Here is an 18345-nt window from a genome sequence, read left to right on the forward strand (position 1 = left end):
TAGTAGTACAAAAAAAGAAGACTACATTGATGTAGCCTGCTTGAACTATCAGTCAATTAGAAGCTTTTTCGGTTGATACCTAGGATATCTTCAATTTTCAAATCAACCCGAAATGGTTTTTTTCTTTGGACAATTTGGACAACTCCATTTGTATATCCAGCAATAATCCCTTGAAATGTTGACTCTTTAGTTCTAATTTCACATTTAACTTTTGGGACGGCAATTGGTAGTTTAACTAAATAATCAACCTTCTCTTCCACTGACATTTCTTTAAATGTTTTTTTACGAGGCTTTTTCACTTCTGGTTCTTGTTGTACCGGTGCTTCTTCCTGTTGGTTTTGAGGTACCTGTTGAACATCCTCCCCGACATTTTGTTCTTTTGGAGTGCGATTTTTAATATCATTTATTGTTATCGGTGATGGTAATGGATTCTTCTTCGGTGCAGCAACTGCTTTTCGTCCTTTTTCAATACTTGATCTGATTCCAAATGTCGTGATCATCCGTCTTTTCTCTTTGGCAGCTTCAATTTTCTCCGCAAATTCTTTATCTTCAACTTCTAGGATTTCTCCGCTAAAAACATTTTCCTCTGGTACTGATGCCACAGCCGATACCTCTGGAACTTCGATGACTTCTTGAACTTCAAGTACTGCCGGTTTTGGCTGCTCAACAACTTGATTCTTCAACTGTTGAATGTGGACAGGTTTTCCCTCGACTATACCCTCTAAACCCGGAAGTTTTCCTTTTATCAGTTCTTGAAGCAAATCTTTTTTTGATTCATCCTTTTTAGAATCGGTCTTACTTATCACCGGCTCTTTCTTAGTTTCAATAATGTTTTTAACCGGTTCTTGTTTAGTTTCGGCTATGCTTTGGACTGGCTCCTGTTTTAGTTCAGACATGCTTTTGATCGATTTCCGTTTTATTTTAGCTATGTTTTTGATCAATTTCTGTTTCGGTTCTACATTATTGGTGATCGATTCACTTTCAGGATGAAATTTATTTACCTCTACTTCCTGTTTCGCGGTTGTAACTTGATTTTTGGGCTCTAATTTCTCTTCAATTATTTCTTCAATAGGTTCCGTCTCTACTTTTAAGTGAGTTTCGATTGGTTGTTTATTTTCTTCTGTTCGACTTTTTCTTGGTGCTGTTTTTTCCTCGATTGGATTTTTTTTTAAAGGTGTAGCGGTGATATCCTCAGCAATTGCATCAACTGGCACTTGTTTTTCCACGGCTTTATCTTGTACAAGCGACAATTGGTCTGTTTCATATATAGGTGTTGAAGTTCTCCTAACATAGGTTTGCTGCATTTTCGGTTTTGTCGGTGGATAAACTGGTTGGCTAATGTATAGAAGAGGATTATTAATAGTATCAACAATTTTTCTTTCCATCTCGATCCCCCCTCTTTCTTTAATCTCGTACCTATCTTATGCTTCTAAAATTAGTAATGTGCCCACTTTTTTAAAAAATAACTATGTTTCCAATAGGTTAAAAACCAATTTTATTACGTATGTCATAAATAGAGGTTGTTTACCTATACAGATTTCTATATAAACCATAGACTACTAAATAAAACTATAAGGGAGTTGAATTAATGAGCTGTAGTCATGGTGAACAATGTATTTGCGATTTAGTAAAGCGAATTGCTCAAGCTCAGGACAAAACTATACTTGAACAGCAAATTCGAGATTCCGAAAATCCATTTCAAACAAAATTGATTTGTCCTACTCGAGTGAATACAATCCCTTTCATGCTAGTATGTAAAGGAACTTGTGATTTCTTTATTGGTAAAGGCGTGTTTAAAGACCCTAAAAGCTTGTTTTTTGAATGCTTCAAGACCCCGTTTTTTCGAGTTAATAAATTTACCGATCATCATGGGTGCTGTGTACACTTGGAATTATTACAAGGACTAACAAAGGATTGTACTCTTCCGCATTCTTCAAGAGATGATGATATCACAGACTTTCTATGTAATCGTAAAATTAGTGAATTTATTAGGACAGGAATATGTATAACTGTGGATTTAAGTTGTTTTTGCGGAATAGAATGTCTTCCACCTGTTCTTGCAGAAAGTAAACTTCCTATTCCTGTTTCTCCTTGTGAAAAGAAAGAGAATAAATGCGAGGATCGTGAAAAAATCTTCACAGAAGAACTTTGTGGTAACTTTAGGGCAGGAACGGTAACAGTCTGGCAAGCTGCTAGTCCTAACGATATTCTTGAAGGAACTTTCCATATTTTTAATGACAATACTAGTCAAGCAGATGTTACAGCAACGATAACGGCTAATAATAATGTAAATTTCCCTCCTGTTCCTCCTGGCTTTACGGTAACAAGAGAAGCTATTGAACCTGTATCCTTTACAATCACCGCACCTCCTAATACAAGCGGAAGATACTGCATTACATTAGTAAGAAGTATTTCCATTAGATCCTAATTTGCACAAAATGCACCTAACATCGGAATTAGCCTACTAATCACCCGAACTGTGGGTGATTTTTTTATTTTTTTTTAAAAAATACTTTCAATTCCGCATTTACAATATACAACCCTTCTCCAACTTGCATTTAATGTAAGTGTAGCATTACTACAAAATCAAAACTTTAAGGAGGAATACATCATGTCTTGTGGTGGAAAACAAAACGGCGGTACTCATTTACCCGCTAACCAATTTTGCTGTCCGCAGCACCAAATTTTTGTAGAGGATTTTTGCGGTTCTTTGGTTGGTTCTATTCCAGTAACAACTCCTATTTGGACTGCCCCTACAGTAAATGACTATTTTCAAGGGACTTTCACTGTCACTAACAATTCAGATGCAGCTTTAGCAATTGGTGCAAATGGCACAGCAACTACCACAGTACCCCCTAGATCTACAGTTTCAATATCTGTAAATCAACCAACATCTTTTAATGTTATATTAGGCCCTAACCAGCAAGCTGATTACTGTATAAGATTGTACAAACGCGTTTAACGTATCTTATTCGTTCCCAGTCAGGGTATGGACTTGACTGGGATATTTCTAGCATAGGTTGAAAAAAATGTCCATTGGCTGGCGGGCAGTGGTCGTTTGCACACAAAACACTGATGGTTTTTACCATAATTATGCACCTTATCGCAATTCGGAAACTTGTCTGTTTGAAATAATGTGGAAGTCCCTGTTTTCATAAATTTATTAAAAATACTTAAGCAAACTTGATTTCAGATTACATATAGGCATAGGCCAACAACAACTGAATTTTGTCTTCTCTTAATATAAATAGGTTGTTTACCTATACAGCTTTCTATAATCAACCATAGACTACTATATAAATAACTAAAAAAGGGGGTTGAATGAATGGGCTGTAGTCATAGTAAACAATGCATTTGTAATTTAGTAAGGCAAATTGAAGAAGCGCAATTTGAAAAAACATCTCATCATGATAATTGTGATGAAAAACCCACTAATAATTTAAACACAATCCCTTTCATGCTAATTTCTAATGGAACATGTGATTTTTTTATAGGAAAGGGCATTTTCAGCCACAACGAGGGTAAGTTTTTAGAGTCCTTTAAAACTCCATTTTTTCGTGTTGATAAATTTATTGATGATCAGGATTGCTGTGTACAACTCGAATTATTACAAGCGCAAACAGAGGAAGGGACTACCTCCCCAGCTATAAAAGATGATGATATTTGCAGTTTTCTTTCTTCTCATTCCATCGGTAAATTTATTAGAACGGGAATATGTATTACTGTTGATTTAAGTTGTTATTGTGGAATCGAATGTCTTACCCCTGTATTTGCAAAATACGAAAACCCCGTTCCAAGTCGTTCGTGTAAAGAAACCATTAAGGAAGAACTTTGTGGACTTTTTGGAACCGGGAATGTCACCGTATGGAAAGCTGCACTACCTGGTGCTTATCTCGAAGCAACTTTTGAAATATTTAATGATGGCAGCAGTTTAGGAAACGTTGATGCGGTTATTAAAGCCCAACAGGATGTAATATTCCCTACTCTTTCTCCAGATACTACTGTATCAAGAGAAGCGATTATGCCTTCATCATTTACCATTTTAGCCCCGCCTGGCACAAGCGGGAGGTACTGTATTACACTTTTAAGATGTGTCCCATTTTAGGAGAAAAACTAATAGAAAAGAATAAATCACCCTTCCTCAGGTGATTTATTCTTTTCCCTACTAAATGAATCTTTTTAAAAAAAGTGCCTTACATCATCCGTCAACCGAACAATATAAAGCACATTCCTCGTGTTTATATAAATTTAATAACCAATAATATGGTAGCCTGAATCACAATGAATATTTTCACCAGTTATACCTCTTGAAAGGTCACTGAATAAAAATAAGGCTGTATCTCCGACTTCTTCTTGAGTTGTTGTACGACGTAATGGAGATTTTTCTTCAATTTGATTTAAAATAAGATTAAAGTCACTTACGCCTTTGGCTGAAAGAGTTCGGATTGGACCAGCAGAAATGGAATTAACTCTGATTCCATACTTACCTAAGTCACTCGCTAAATATTTCACACTTGCATCTAATGAAGCCTTGGCAACACCCATCACATTGTAATTGGTCATTACTCTTTCTCCACCTAAGTATGTTAAGGTTACGATACTGCCGCCCTCTGTCATTAAATCCTTCGCTGCCTTGGCAACGGCTGTTAATGAATAAGAGCTAATATTATGTGCTAAGAGGAAGCCGTCACGAGTAGTATTCATATAGTCCCCTTTTAGCTCTTCTGTTTTAGCGAATGCTATGCAATGCGCCAGACCATGAATCGTCCCTACTTGTTCCTTTATTTCGGTAAAAGCTGCTTCAATATTTTCATCACTTGTAACATCACATGGCAATACGATTGAATCTTGGCGTTCCAAAGTTTCAGCTAATTCACGTACACTTTTTTCTAAGCGTTCTCCTGCATAAGTAAAAACTAATCTTGCTCCCGCATTATGTAAAGCTTGGGCAATTCCCCAGGCAATACTTCTTTTATTTGCCACACCCATCACTACATACGTACGACCTTGTAAAGAAATCATATAAAATTCCTCCTTAATTATAGTACCAAGTTTACCATTTGGAAATCATCTCATATTTAATTCGACTTTTAAAAGAAAATTCCTTTAAGCCTTTGATTTCATCATTTACCATACTCCAATAGCATTCTTAAATCATCTACGTACTCCTTAGATCCAGTTACAATTAAGCGATCATAAAGCATTAATTGAGTATCCCCATGTGGTACAATCGAATCCGATCCTCTAAAAACCCGAACAATAATAACATCCCCAGTAAATGGAAAGTTCCGTAACAATACTCCCTCATACCTTGAATTATTCATGTCAATTTCAAATAGGGCGCTTTCTTCTTTCGTCAAGATATTCAAAATACTTGGTGTTTCAATAAATGCCTTTAACAGTGTTTTCGTTGAGAAGAAAACGGAGAAAACATCGATATCGTGATTTCGTAATTCTTTTTCGATAATTGGGGACTCAGCTCTGGCAATAACTCGCTCTATTCCATAATGCTCCTTAGCATAGATGGCAATATCTGAATTTATGTTTTCATCCCCCGTGAACAGGACTAGGATATCAGCATTAAATACTTCCTGCTTTTCCAAAGCTTCAATCGAATAGTTTTCAACCTCGACAATGTGGAAAACTGGGTTGGACACATGACCATTGATTTTTTCCTGTTTCACATGAAAAATATACGGCTCATAATAGTCAGAATCCAATTCCCTGCTTATCGGCAATGTCATTTGATTTGCCCCAATAAAAACAACTTTGAATTTTTGGACGGCAGTATGATGTTTCGGGAATAGCTTTCTAAAAAGAATCGGTGAAATAATGCATGAAATTACTGCTACAAGAATAAGGGCTCCCGATTCCTGCGCTGTGAGCACTTCTATCCTTTCGCCGATTTTAGCGGCTGCAATGACAAGTGACAGTGTTGATGTCAATAAAAATGCTGATGAAAAAATAGTCTTCCAGTCAAACCATTTGCTGAGCAACAGGGCCGGTACAATCTTTGAAATGAACAAACCAATTAATAAAAGCGGAATTAATAATAACGTCTTCGGGTCACTAAATAATGCCCAAATATCTAATTCCACCCCAATCATGACAAAAAAGATAGGGATTAGAAATCCGTAACCAAAGGAATCCAATTTATGGACCATTTCCGGATTTGGCGATAATAGAGATACCAACACCCCTGCAAGAAACGCTCCCAAAATATTTTCCGCCCCAATTGATTCCGAAACGGCCACTAATAAAATAATTAATGTAAAGACAGCTCTCGTATCAATTTGAATCGTTCCCTTAGTCATAGTTTCAAGGTAAGACTGATTACGGAAGTACTTCCCGAGAAAATAAAGAAGGACACCTGCTCCAAACAAGATAAGTAAGAGCCACGTATTCCCTTGCCCATCACTATACACAGACACAAATACAGCCAATAAGACCATCGTTACTAGGTCAGAAATAACCGCAACCAAAAGAATGGTTTGACCAATATTTGTTTTCATAATTTGGGCTTCCTTTAAGGTCGGGACTACTACCCCGAGTGAAATTGTTGAAATGATTAACGTCATTAAAAAGGCATTATCGATAAAGCCGGCCCAAACAAAAAGAAGGGCTAAAGCGTATGACAAAATAAAAATACCGATAAAATAGACAGTAGCAACTACAAACGAATTTGGCGTATTTTTCTCTTTCTTTTTCCCACCGACAAACGCCGAAAAATCAATTTCCACACCACTCAGAAACATTAAGAAAATAAATCCTAATAATGAAAGTGTTTCAAGCCACATATCTGGATGGACGAGCTGGAGTCCACTTTCCCCAATAATAAGTCCAACAATAATTTCAGCTACAACAACAGGAATAATGTTTAATTTAAATCGGTGCAGCAAAATCGGCGTTAGAAAGGCCGCCAGTAAAACAATAACTAAAGATGACACTGATGCGTGTGCTTCGATAAAGCTCCACCTCCCTAATTAGACTAAATAGTTCATTAGTAGTGTGGCTAATCCAAAATAGATCAAGACACTTATAATGTCATTTAATGTCGTGATAAAAGGGCCAGAAGCCACCGCTGGATCAATTTTCAACTTGTGCATTAATAGTGGGATAAGCGCACCAGACATGGTAGAAATAGTAAGCGTTGTAAAAATGGCAACCCCTACTAGCATACCTAACACAATGTTATGTTTCCATAAATCTACAACAATCATAACCAATATTCCACAAACGAAGCCAATAATTAAACCTGTGCCAATTTCCTTACGGAGCATTTGCATTTTACTTTTCCGATCACCATCGCCAATCGCTATCCCTCGGACAGCCACTGCAAGTGCTTGTGTTCCTGTGTTTCCAGCCATACCAGCGATAAGTGGAATGAATACGGCAAGAATAGATACTTGACTTAAGATTTCTTCAAATCGTCCAATTAAACTTGCTGTAAACATCCCAAGGAATAAAAGAATAATGAGCCATGGCAGACGTTTTCTTGCTGCTGAAAAGGCAGAATGATCCTGGCTTTCAAAATTGGGGACCCCAGCCAATTTTGAATAGTCCTCCGATGCTTCCTCTTCCATAACATCAAGTATATCGTCAACTGTAATAATCCCAAGTAAATGTCTTTGAAAATCAAGAACCGGAACGGCTAAAAAGTCGTAATCCTTCATCATTCGCGCAACATGTTCTTGATCTTCACTTACTGAAACGGAAACAACCCGATCATTCATAACCTCCGAAATGAGTTTATCATCATCAGCAATAATTAAATCACGCAGAGAAATAACGCCTACGAGCCTTTCCTCGTCATCGACTACATATATGTAATAAATCGTCTCCGCATCAGGTGCTTCTGACTTCAAGATTTTCATTGCATTTTTAATAGTATGATTTGCTAAAATTGCCACAAACTCAGTTGTCATGATACTACCGGCGGTTTTTTCTTCATAATGAAGCAAATCTTTAATTTCTTGAGCTGCTTCATCATCCATAATGGTAAGGTAGCTGACAACCTGGTCTTTTTCCAACTCATTTAAAACGTCTACGGCATCATCCGCATACATTTGGGCGAGCATATCTGCAACATAGGCCGGTTCCATTTCCTCAAGGGTGCTTTCCTGGTCTTCGCTATCAAGATTATGGAATAACTCAGCCATTTCTGATGGTGACAAATAAGAAGAAATTTGTTGCCTAACATCTTGTTCCTGACTAACGTAGAATCTTGCTTGGTCATATGGGTGAACCTCAAGAAACTCTTCCCTAAATGCATCAATATCATTTCTTTGAATAGCATCAATAAGTATGGTTTTAAACTCATCATCGAGCTTCTTATTATAGTCTGGCATTAATCTCCCTCCTTTAATTTTAGATTGGATAAAAGTACCTTATAAGCCTCATTAATCGTAAAATGAGGTCTTTTATTTGTCAAACTGTTTCTAGTCCTTTTCATTCACCCAAAATTTCGTTACTATATTATAATGGGTGTTGTATTAAAGAATCAAAAGCAGTTTAGAAAGGAATATACGAAATGGAAATAGAAAAGGACAAAACTCCTTATCAGAAAATAGATGTAGCCCTTGTATTCATTGTTATATTATTAGGTGCTGTAAGCGTAATTGCAATTTATAGCATTCAACCATCACTTCCGGCCAAACTTCAAAATTATAATTTTGTTGGAAAACAGGTTGTGTGGTATTTAATTGGTTTTGTAGCAATTGGTGTCACAATGATTATTGATTTTGATCGCTTTAAAAACTTTTCTTGGTATTTATATGGGTTTGGTCTTATTCTCTTGCTCGGACTTAAAATATTAGGGCCATCCAAAATTGCACCTGACATTAATGGAGCTGTCAGCTGGTATGTTTTACCTGTCATTGGTAACTTTCAACCTGCTGAATTAATGAAAATCTTCTTAATCATATTACTTAGTCAAATTATTGCAAATCATAATGAACTTTATCCAGATAATCGTACATTAAGGGAAGATTTTATATTATTAGGGAAGCTGGTTGGTACAACTGCTCCTCCTTTATTACTGATTTTGAAACAACCTGATTTAGGAACTGCAATAGTAGTTGCTTCCATTCTTGGCTCGTTGCTCCTAGTTTCTGGTATACGATGGCGTATTTTATTTTCGTTAGCGGCTTCGGTTATCTCTGGGATTGGACTTTTAGTGTTTATTTACTTTAAGAACCCAGAGTTTATTACAACATATGTACTCAAAGCACACCAAATGAATCGCTTTTACGGATGGCTCGCGCCACATGAATTCTCAAGTAACTATGGATTTCAGCTAATTAAAGCTATGCTTGCCATTGGCTCCGGTCAATTACAAGGAAAAGGAATATTGAATGGGCAGGTTTATTTTCCGGAAGCCCATACCGATTTCATCTTTGCCGTTATTGGCGAACAATTTGGATTTATTGGAGCAAGTATCGTGATTTCATTGTTCTTCTTATTAGTATACAGAATGATCCATGCTGCACTGGAAAGTCATGATCCATATGGAAGTTATTTATGTACAGGTGTAATAGGTATGATTACCTTTCAAGTATTCCAAAATATAGGTATGACCATTCAATTAATGCCAATCACAGGTATTACGTTGCCGTTTATAAGTTATGGCGGCAGTTCGTTATTAACTAGTATGATCGCTGTAGGAGTCGTTTTGAATGTAAGGTCAAGGACACGAAAGTATATGTTTGGGAATTAAGAAAATAACGTCATAAGCCAAATATTGCGACTGAACTAGGATAAGACTAGATATTGATCGTAATATTTGGCTTTTTGAATCATGGGGTGATTTTTTATGTATGACATCATTGGTGATATTCACGGCTGCTATGATGAATTTATTACATTAACTAAAAAGCTCGGATATGACTGGAATCAAAAAGGGTATCCAATACATCCAGATGGAAGGATCCTCGTCTTTGTAGGTGACCTAACAGATCGGGGGCCAGAATCAATTAAGGTTATGGAAATTGTATATAAGCTTGTAATTGAAGAAAAAGTTGCCCATTACACCCCAGGCAACCACTGTGATAAACTGTACCGCTATTTCTTAGGACGAAAAGTACAAATCAAACATGGCTTGGAGACAACAGTGGCAGAATATGATGCACTCTCATCAAAAGACAAAGCTAAGGTACAGTCTCATTTTATGAAGCTTTTTGAACGAGCTCCATTATATCTTCAGCTTGATAAAGGAAAATTAGTGGTTGCCCATGCGGGAATTCGTCATGACTATATTGGAAAGACAAGCAATAAAGTAAAAACCTTTGTTTTATACGGAGATATCACAGGGGAAACAAATCCTGACGGAACACCAGTTAGGAGGGATTGGGCTAAGCAATATTCCGGAGACGCTTGGGTTATTTACGGTCATACGCCTGTTGAAAAGCCGCGGAAAATTAATAAGACGTGGAATATTGATACCGGCTGTGTATTTGGTGGGATGTTAACTGCACTCAGATATCCGGAGATGGAGCCTGTCTCGGTACCTTCCTCGATGCCGAAAGTATCGGAGAAGTTTAGGGCATTTGATGAATAATATTATAGATTGTGGTGGGGTCATTTCACCCCACTCACAAGATTCCCCATATCAGCCGGCAATGGAACGGAAAACGCAAGCTCCCGTTCCAATAAGGGATGATAAAACCTTACACTCTTACTATGCAGGGCTTGTCTTGAGATGAAATCGCGCTGCCCGCCATATAGATCATCACCTAATAACGGATGACCAATGTAAGACATATGAACACGAATTTGGTGGGTGCGGCCAGTTTCCAATTTTAACGAAACTAACGTCCGATCCGAAAACCTTTTTTTAACTTCATAATGTGTCACAGCCTGTTGTCCATCATTCCTAACTTCACGTTCAATAATGCTTTCCGCTTTACGGCCAATCGGAGCCTGAATAATGCCAACATCGTCCAGAACAATTCCATGAACAATAGCCTCATACTCCCGCTTTATACTTTTCTTTTTTTGCTCTAAAGCAAATAATGAATGGACAAAGCTATTTTTGGCAACAATCATTAGGCCTGAAGTATCACGGTCCAAACGGTTAACAATATGGATCGTCGATGACAATCCAATTTGGTTATAGTAATAGATGAGAGCATTGGCTAAAGTTCCACTTTGATGTTCTCGAGACGGAATTGATGCCATAAACGGTGGTTTATTAATGACAAGGATATGCTCATCCTCGTACACGATATGTAATGGGATGTTCTCTCCAATAATTCCATCGCTTCGAATTTCCGGTGGAAACATTACCTCCAAACAATCGCCAGTCCGAACGACTTCCCTTACGGTGACATGGCTGCCGTTTAACAAGATATCGCCACCGTAAAATTTTATATCAACTAATGCTCTTTTAGAGATTCCTTTTTCCTTTAGCAAAAACTCACGAATGAGCATTCCTTCAAATTTCTCATCAATTTTCCATTGAATTTTATGGTTATTCATAAGCATAAAACCACTAATTACAAACTGCAGAAATAAAATCTTGTTTCAGGGCTTTCAATAAAACCATGTTTTTGATAAAAATGAGCGGCTGGAAATGTGCGTTCCGTTAATAGCACAATCGAGGAAAAACCTTTTGATACCAAGGCCGATTTTGCATCTTCCATCAACTTGGAACCTATTCCTTCTCCTTGATAGGACTCGTCCATACACATTTCATATAAATAGTAAATATCACCGCTCCACCACTTTTTCCTTGTCCCGATAACAAAACCCACAATAACGGGTTTCCCACTTTGATTATACGAATCCGAGTCTGAATCCGAATCCACTTCCATCACAAAGCCTTCAAAGCCCGGCGTATTCACTACATCTTCGAAGTATTCCGTTGCAAGCTGCCCAGTCCAACGGTCATTCCACGGTTCCCGATTAAAAACTTCAATAAACAATGTTGTACATGCGGAAATATCCTCTTTCACAAACGGCCTTGTTCTCATTTCAACAATCATCCCCTATTGTCGTTCCCAACAAATGAATCACGTACTCTGTTCCAGAACGGAAAAGGGCGGTAACGTGCAAATCTTACTTTTTCATCGGAAACCCGGCATTGAATGGATTTTACATCCTTATGTAAAATCGTCTTATGGTCGACAGTTACTAATAAATCTACTGCCTCCTTTGGTCTTAACAAGAGCGTATGGTGACCTGGCAGAATAAGCGGCGACCCAATTGTCCGGAAGACTCGATTATTGATGGATGCCATTTCAGCAACTTGAATGGCTTCTATCGAAGGGTGGATGATTGCACCGCCTAACGATTTGTTATAAGCCGTACTTCCTGACGGTGTGGAAATACATAGACCGTCTCCACGAAACGTTTCAAATTTCTGCCCCTTAATTTCAACGTCGATCACAAGCGATCCTTCTGTTGCTTTGATCGTTGTTTCATTTAATGATAAATACATTGATTCCTTCCCGCCATCAATATGACGGACAATCGTTTCTAAAATCGGGTATTCAACTACTGAAAATGGTGTTCTGGCCAACTCAATCACAAGCTTTTCAACTTCCGAAGGAACCCAATCCGCATAAAATCCTAGATGTCCCGTATGCACACCAACAAAGGCAGTCTCACTTAATCTATGTTGATATTGATGAAATGCATGTAGTAGGGTTCCATCCCCACCAATAGAAATTACAATATCAGGCTCTGCCTCATCGAACACAAGGTCAAAGTCTAATAAATAGTTTTTCATTTTCATTCTTAAAGCGTTTGAGGTTTGATCCCCTCTTGAGGTTATTGCAAATTTCATACAACCGACATCCAATCTTTTATGATAATTAAGGTAATTTTGGTAATAGTTTATCACATAACCCCCACCATTTTAATTCAATTGATTTTAAAACCATTATACCGCATAATATGAATTGTATGTCTACAACCTACTATTTAGGAGTTTTTTTATGGTACAAGAAATAGAAATAGAATTTAAAAATCTACTTACAAAAAACGAATTTGAGCTATTAATGAAAGAATTCAATGTAACGCCAAAAGATTTTATAAGTCAAGAAAATTATTATTTTGACACTGTAAATTTTTCGTTGAGAGACAAGCACTCCGCTCTTAGAATACGAAAAAAACAGGACAAGTATATTCTTACATTAAAACAGCCCCATGAACAAGGCTTACTCGAAACCCATCAAGAATTAACAGAAGCACAGGCTTTTAGCCTGCTAAACAGTGAAGTGACAAAGATGGTTGATGGTACTGTAAAAGAGGCGATTGCAACCTTGGGAATTACCCCTGATGAACTTTATTACTTGGGGGCCTTAAAAACTGACAGAATTGAAATTATTGACAATGATAATATTCTTGTTCTTGATCATAGCTTTTATTTAGAACACGAAGATTATGAGCTAGAATATGAAGTTAAAGACCCAGTCACAGGAAAAGAAAAATTCCTCAAAATCTTGAAGCAAAATAATATCCCATTGAGAACAACTAAAAATAAAATACAACGTTTTTTTGAATTAAAAGGAAAAAAGGAAGACTAGATATGAAAATAGATGTTAATCATTTAAAAACATTAATGGAGATTCAGGCATTAAGAAGTTTTAATCAAAGTGCTTCTATTACAGAAGAAGGCAATGATCCTTTTTCAGATCTTCTTCAATTAGAGATTTCTAAATTGCAAGAACATCCGGCTTCCCTAATCGTTTCAGAAGATAAAGACCATCCAACCAATTTGGCATTAAAAGAGCTTCAAGCGCTGCAGCCGAATTTTAAAATACAAAATTATTCATTTCCAGCTGTAAAAGAGACAAATGTCCAATCCAATTATGAGGAAATAATCAAAAAGGCTGCTGCAAAATATGGAGTTGATGCCAATCTGATTCACTCTGTTATTAAACATGAGTCAAATTTCAACCCATTAGCTAAAAGCAAAGCGGGTGCTGCGGGCTTAATGCAGCTTATGCCGGCCACAGCAAAATGGCTTGGTGTAGTAAATGTGTATGATCCAAAAGAAAACATTGAAGCCGGGACAAAATACCTAAAAAAAATGTTGGATAAGTACGATGGTGATTTAAAGCTTGCACTGGCTGCCTATAATGCCGGCCCAGGAAATGTTGATAAATACAATGGTATCCCGCCTTTTAAAGAAACTCAAGCTTACGTAAAAAAGGTTACGAATTCCTATTTTTCATAAAAAAAAGCGGCCCGCTGGCCGCTTTTTTTAATCGATATCTTCTCTTCTATGCTTTCCTTTAATAAAACGATACGCCAAATAGGCTATATAAAGCGGAGCGGCAAAATAAATAAGATAAGGAAATTTCTCATACGTTTTCGTATAAATTACATATAATAGACAACCGATAAAAATCGTAACAATCGTACCATACTTTGGTAACGGAACCTCCTTCAAGCTTGGAATTCTAATTCTACTAACCATTAAAAAACATAAAGCCGTAAATACGACGGACGTAATAATATTGGGGATTCTATCTCCAAACAAAGTTAATAATGCCAGAATTCCCCCCGCTGCAGTAATTGGTACCCCAATGAAATAATGTAGAGACGATTTACTAGAGCCTATATTAAATCTTGCTAACCGATAAGCTCCAAATAACGGGAATAATCCGGTTACAATTAAACCCAAGTGCCCAAAGTGGTAAAAATATGTATAGTAAACTAAAAAAGATGGGGCCACACCAAATGTTACGATATCCGCTAAGGAATCCAGCTCTTTCCCTAATGCGCTATCCGCTTTTAGCATTCTTGCCAATCGCCCATCCATACTATCAAGCATCATCCCAATTAATATTAATATTGCTGCATTTTTAAATTCCCCTTTGGCGGCAAAACCGATTGACAGAAAACCACAATACAGGTTGCCCAATGTAAACATATTGGGGATGCTTTTCGTTAATCGCATAATCAACTCTCACACTCCGAAATAATAGTTTCAATTACCATAATATAGTCCAAGTCATATTATAACATTTAACTTCAAAAACAATCTTGTCTAAAACCCTAAACAATGGAAAAATCTTCAGAAGCACAATATTTGCCCGAACCTACTTGCATTGCTAAAATATAAGTATCATTTCCTGAACAGAAAGGAGATATTCATGCTTAACAGTTCGGGTACCAGCAAAAATGAATCTACAAACAGCAGCTGGAAAAACTTCTATATCAAACCTATCGAAATTTATGTGTTTATTGACCCTCTATGTCCCGAATGTTGGGCATTAGAACCTGTTCTAAAAAAATTACTAATAGAATTTGGCGATAAAATAAGTATTAGGCACGTATTAACAGGACGTTTAACGTCTTTAAATATTTCAAAAAAAGCCCCATCTGAAATCGCAAAGCTTTGGGAACGGACAGCAACGAGGTCAGGCATGTCCTGTGATGGAGATGTATGGTTTGAAGATCCTATTTCGAAACCATCGACAGCTTCAGTGGCAGTGAAGGCTGCCGAACTTCAAGGAAAAAAAGCTGGTCTCAGGTTTTTACGAAAGCTGCAGGAAGTACTCTTTCTTGAAAAACAAAATATTACAAAGAAGGAGATCCTGATTAGTATTGCACGGGATGCCGGTCTTGATGTAGAGGAATTTAAGAAGGACTTAATTTCTGAAGCCGCCTGTAAAGCCTTTCAATGCGATTTAAAAATTACAAGGGAGATGGATGTTGACGAGAGCCCTACCTTTGTTTTCTTCAATAATGAAAATATTGAAGAGGAAGGGATTAAGCTTTCCGGAGCTTATCCTTACGAAATATATGTTCAGGTGTTGGAGGAAATTTTACAAAGAAAGCTAATGTCGCGAACTCTGCCTCCTCTTCAGGATTTTTTGGCCTATTTTAAGTTTGTTGCAACAAAAGAAATTGCTGTTGTCTATAATTTATCCTGTCAGGAAGTTGAAAAAGAGATGAAAAAGTTGCTTTTAAAACAAGCGGTTGAGCGGGTTCCTGTAAAATACGGAACATTTTGGAGATATTTAAAAAGTAATGATTGAGACCATTCAGACATGATGGCTCTCAATCATTTTTTTGAATAAAGGGAAATAAAAAGAAGGCTAGGAGGGATGCCTAACCTTCTTTTTATGTCTCATTCGACAGGGGGGTGGGAGAAAGTTTCACGGTCAAACAAAGGGGTTATGTTTGTTTGTGATTAACTTTACAAACTTATATTAACAATTTTCGACCTAATGCACAATAACTTTGTTACGTATTTCACAAAACTGTCACTTTCTAAAAAGAATAAATTTATTACAGTACGACATAGGATAATAATGGAGGAGGTTTTGTACAATGAATAAATTTCTGTTTATCCTTGCGTTCATTTTTGTTTTTGTTTCCTTTTGCATTTACTTATTGGGACTAATGAGGATCATACCGTTCTTCTTTTCTGTCATCCCGATGTTTCTTTCAATTTTATTTACCGTTCATTGTTGGAATAACCGCAACCGCTTTAGAGGGGGTAACCGGCGAAAATCACTAAAAGGATAAGGGACTGTAGCAGCCCCTTTTTGATAATGAATTAACTATTTAATAACTGTTCCATTTCAGTCAGTTTTTCCTCAAACACCTTAAGTGCCTGTTCAATTGGCTCACTTGAAGTCATATCTACCCCAGCACGTTTTAATACCTCAATTGGATAATCTGAGCTTCCCGCTTTTAAAAACTCATCGATATAGCGTTTTACTGCCGGCTCACCCTCCTCTAGTATTTGCTTGGATAAGGCCGCCGCTGCACTAAAGCCAGTTGCATATTGGTAAACATAATAATTGTAATAAAAATGCGGAATTCTTGCCCATTCCAGACTAATTTCCTCATCAACTACAATATCATTACCGAAGTATTTCTTATTTAGATCAAAATACAAGGATGAAAATAAATCTGCTGTCAATGCTTCGCCCTCACGTGCCTTTTCATGAATAAGATGTTCAAATTCAGCAAACATCGTTTGACGGAAGACCGTCCCACGGAAGCCTTCTAAATAATGATTTAAAATATAGAGCTTCTTCTGCTTATCGTCTTCATTTTTCAGCATAAAATCATTAAGCAATGATTCGTTGCATGTAGAAGCGACTTCTGCTACAAAGATTGAATAGTTTGCATACGGATACGGCTGAGACTTTCTTGTATAATAGCTGTGAACAGAATGTCCTAATTCATGTGCCAACGTAAAGACATTATTGACATTATCCTGCCAGTTTAACAGGATATACGGATTTGTTCCATATGTTCCTGAGGAATAAGCTCCACTTCTCTTCCCTTGGTTTTCATGAATATCAATCCAGCGGTTATCGAAAGCTTCTTGTAAAATACCTTGATATTCTTCTCCCATTGGCGCAAGACCTTTTAATACAATATCTTTTGCTTCATTGTATGGAATTTCCATTTTTACATCTTTTACAAGTGGTGTATATAGATCATACATATGAAGTTCATCAACACCAAGGACTTTTTTCCTTAAAGCTACGTAGCGGTGTAATAACGGTAAATGTTCGTGAATCGTATTCACTAATGTATCATAGACGCTTTCCGGTATATTATTGCTGTCCAAAGCAGCCTGGCGGGCCGTTCCGTAATGACGAACCCGAGCATAAAAGCTATCTTTTTTTATATTACCGCTTAGTGTACTTGCAAATGTATTTTTGAATTTACCGTATGTATTATAAACGGCTTTAAAGGCATCCTCTCTTACGCGTCTGTCACTGCTTTCCAAAAAGCGGACATATCGTCCATGGGTTACTTCAACTTCGTGCCCATCTTCATCCTTAATTGTTGGGAATTTAATATCCGCATTATTTAGCATTCCAAATGTTGTGCTAGCATTTCCTAAAGCATCTGAAGCCTCAGCAAGAATTGCTTCTTCACTTGCTGAAAGGATATGGGGACGGCTGCGATTCAGTTCATCTAAAATATGCTTATACAGCTTTAAATCATTATTCTCGTTAATAAAGGACTGGATTTTGGCCTCATCCAAAGATAGAATTTCTGGATCGATATAGGAGAAAGCGCTGCCTGCCTGTGTAAATAAATTCTCAGCACGGTCGTTTAAACCTTGATAAAACGTATTTGTTGTATCCTGGTCATAGCGCATATGGGCATACGTATACAACTTTCCTAACCTTTTGGAGATCTCATATTGTGTATCTAATGCTTTATATAAAGTTTCAGCTGATTCTCCAAGTTTACCTCGATATTCTTCAATTGACGGAATTAATTCTTTGATTGCTTTAAACTCTTTTTCCCAATCATCATCTGACGGAAAAATCTCTTCTAACCGCCATGTATCTTCGACCGCTAATTCACTACGCTTTGGCAAGGATTTAGGCTTCGCTTGTTCAGTCATGATAATACCTC

Annotated in this window: 17 protein-coding genes; 8 read left to right on the top strand and 9 right to left on the bottom strand. The window is 37.1% G+C overall.

The genetic code is table 11. The annotated features are described in order from the left end of the window. Positions 1 to 56: 56 nt before the first annotated feature. Positions 57 to 1385, bottom strand: a complete 1329-nt coding sequence (locus tag P9E47_RS02525) for a CotO family spore coat protein (RefSeq protein WP_326162545.1) — start codon at positions 1383 to 1385, stop codon at positions 57 to 59. A gap of 203 nt (positions 1386 to 1588) precedes the next feature. On the opposite strand from P9E47_RS02525, the gene P9E47_RS02530 reads away from it, so the two are divergent. The 3 genes from P9E47_RS02530 (at position 1589) to P9E47_RS02545 (ending at position 4105) form a co-directional block, all read left to right on the top strand. Then, positions 1589 to 2428 carry a CotY/CotZ family spore coat protein gene (locus tag P9E47_RS02530; protein ID WP_004431918.1) on the top strand — a complete coding sequence of 280 codons (840 nt, stop codon included), beginning with the start codon at positions 1589 to 1591 and terminating at the stop codon, positions 2426 to 2428. 183 nt (positions 2429 to 2611) lie between these two features. Then, positions 2612 to 2962, top strand: a complete 351-nt coding sequence (locus tag P9E47_RS02535) for an S-Ena type endospore appendage (RefSeq protein ID WP_004431916.1) — start codon at positions 2612 to 2614, stop codon at positions 2960 to 2962. A 363-nt stretch (positions 2963 to 3325) separates the two neighbouring features. Then, on the top strand, positions 3326 to 4105 hold the full coding sequence (locus P9E47_RS02545) for a CotY/CotZ family spore coat protein (protein ID WP_004431914.1): 780 nt from the start codon (positions 3326 to 3328) through the stop codon (positions 4103 to 4105). Positions 4106 to 4248: 143 nt separating this feature from the next. Here P9E47_RS02545 and fabI read toward each other — a convergent pair whose 3' ends face one another. The 3 genes from fabI to mgtE all read right to left on the bottom strand — a co-directional run bounded on the left by fabI (position 4249) and on the right by mgtE (position 8348). Further along, positions 4249 to 5022, bottom strand: coding sequence for an enoyl-ACP reductase FabI (gene fabI / locus P9E47_RS02550; RefSeq protein ID WP_004431912.1), 774 nt, complete (start codon positions 5020 to 5022; stop codon positions 4249 to 4251). Positions 5023 to 5123: 101 nt separating this feature from the next. Continuing rightward, positions 5124 to 6965, bottom strand: coding sequence for a monovalent cation:proton antiporter family protein (locus P9E47_RS02555; protein ID WP_326162590.1), 1842 nt, complete (start codon positions 6963 to 6965; stop codon positions 5124 to 5126). Positions 6966 to 6983: 18 nt separating this feature from the next. Then, entirely contained in the window at positions 6984 to 8348 is a 1365-nt protein-coding gene (mgtE, locus tag P9E47_RS02560; protein WP_004431906.1) for a magnesium transporter, read from the bottom strand. Between the two features lie 182 nt (positions 8349 to 8530). Between mgtE and P9E47_RS02565 the strand changes: the two genes are divergently transcribed. Beyond that, on the top strand, positions 8531 to 9715 hold the full coding sequence (locus P9E47_RS02565) for an FtsW/RodA/SpoVE family cell cycle protein (RefSeq protein WP_004431903.1): 1185 nt from the start codon (positions 8531 to 8533) through the stop codon (positions 9713 to 9715). 96 nt (positions 9716 to 9811) lie between these two features. Then, positions 9812 to 10555 (top strand): bis(5'-nucleosyl)-tetraphosphatase PrpE, encoded by a 744-nt coding sequence (gene prpE, locus P9E47_RS02570; RefSeq protein WP_004431901.1) that lies wholly within the window; start codon positions 9812 to 9814, stop codon positions 10553 to 10555. Between the two features lie 20 nt (positions 10556 to 10575). On the opposite strand, the gene P9E47_RS02575 is transcribed toward prpE, so the two are convergent. The 3 genes from P9E47_RS02575 to P9E47_RS02585 are packed head-to-tail and all read right to left on the bottom strand — an operon-like array spanning position 10576 to position 12784. Beyond that, positions 10576 to 11475: an RluA family pseudouridine synthase gene (locus P9E47_RS02575; RefSeq protein WP_326162546.1), complete on the bottom strand. Its 900-nt coding sequence runs from the start codon at positions 11473 to 11475 to the stop codon at positions 10576 to 10578. A 17-nt stretch (positions 11476 to 11492) separates the two neighbouring features. Continuing rightward, positions 11493 to 11969 (bottom strand): GNAT family N-acetyltransferase, encoded by a 477-nt coding sequence (locus P9E47_RS02580; RefSeq protein ID WP_326162547.1) that lies wholly within the window; start codon positions 11967 to 11969, stop codon positions 11493 to 11495. A gap of 8 nt (positions 11970 to 11977) precedes the next feature. Then, a complete protein-coding gene (locus P9E47_RS02585; RefSeq protein WP_004431891.1) occupies positions 11978 to 12784 on the bottom strand; it encodes an NAD kinase in 807 nt (268 codons plus the stop codon). 151 nt (positions 12785 to 12935) lie between these two features. Here P9E47_RS02585 and P9E47_RS02590 point away from each other — a divergent pair, with 151 nt between their 5' ends. Together P9E47_RS02590 and P9E47_RS02595 are read left to right on the top strand one after the other, a co-directional pair. Further along, complete coding sequence (locus P9E47_RS02590; RefSeq protein WP_004431889.1) at positions 12936 to 13526, top strand: CYTH domain-containing protein; 591 nt, start codon at positions 12936 to 12938, stop codon at positions 13524 to 13526. 2 nt (positions 13527 to 13528) lie between these two features. Further along, entirely contained in the window at positions 13529 to 14179 is a 651-nt protein-coding gene (locus P9E47_RS02595; protein ID WP_004431888.1) for a lytic transglycosylase domain-containing protein, read from the top strand. A 27-nt stretch (positions 14180 to 14206) separates the two neighbouring features. On the opposite strand, the gene pssA is transcribed toward P9E47_RS02595, so the two are convergent. Continuing rightward, entirely contained in the window at positions 14207 to 14905 is a 699-nt protein-coding gene (gene pssA, locus P9E47_RS02600; protein ID WP_004431886.1) for a CDP-diacylglycerol--serine O-phosphatidyltransferase, read from the bottom strand. Between the two features lie 196 nt (positions 14906 to 15101). On the opposite strand from pssA, the gene P9E47_RS02605 reads away from it, so the two are divergent. Then, positions 15102 to 15989 (top strand): ClpXP adapter SpxH family protein, encoded by an 888-nt coding sequence (locus tag P9E47_RS02605; protein ID WP_004431884.1) that lies wholly within the window; start codon positions 15102 to 15104, stop codon positions 15987 to 15989. A gap of 524 nt (positions 15990 to 16513) precedes the next feature. Here P9E47_RS02605 and pepF read toward each other — a convergent pair. After that, a complete protein-coding gene (gene pepF, locus P9E47_RS02610) occupies positions 16514 to 18334 on the bottom strand; it encodes an oligoendopeptidase F (protein WP_326162548.1) in 1821 nt (606 codons plus the stop codon). Positions 18335 to 18345 lie beyond the last annotated feature (11 nt).

The organism is Schinkia azotoformans (assembly GCF_035811335.1).
Lineage (GTDB): Bacteria > Bacillota > Bacilli > Bacillales > Bacillaceae_J > Schinkia > Schinkia azotoformans.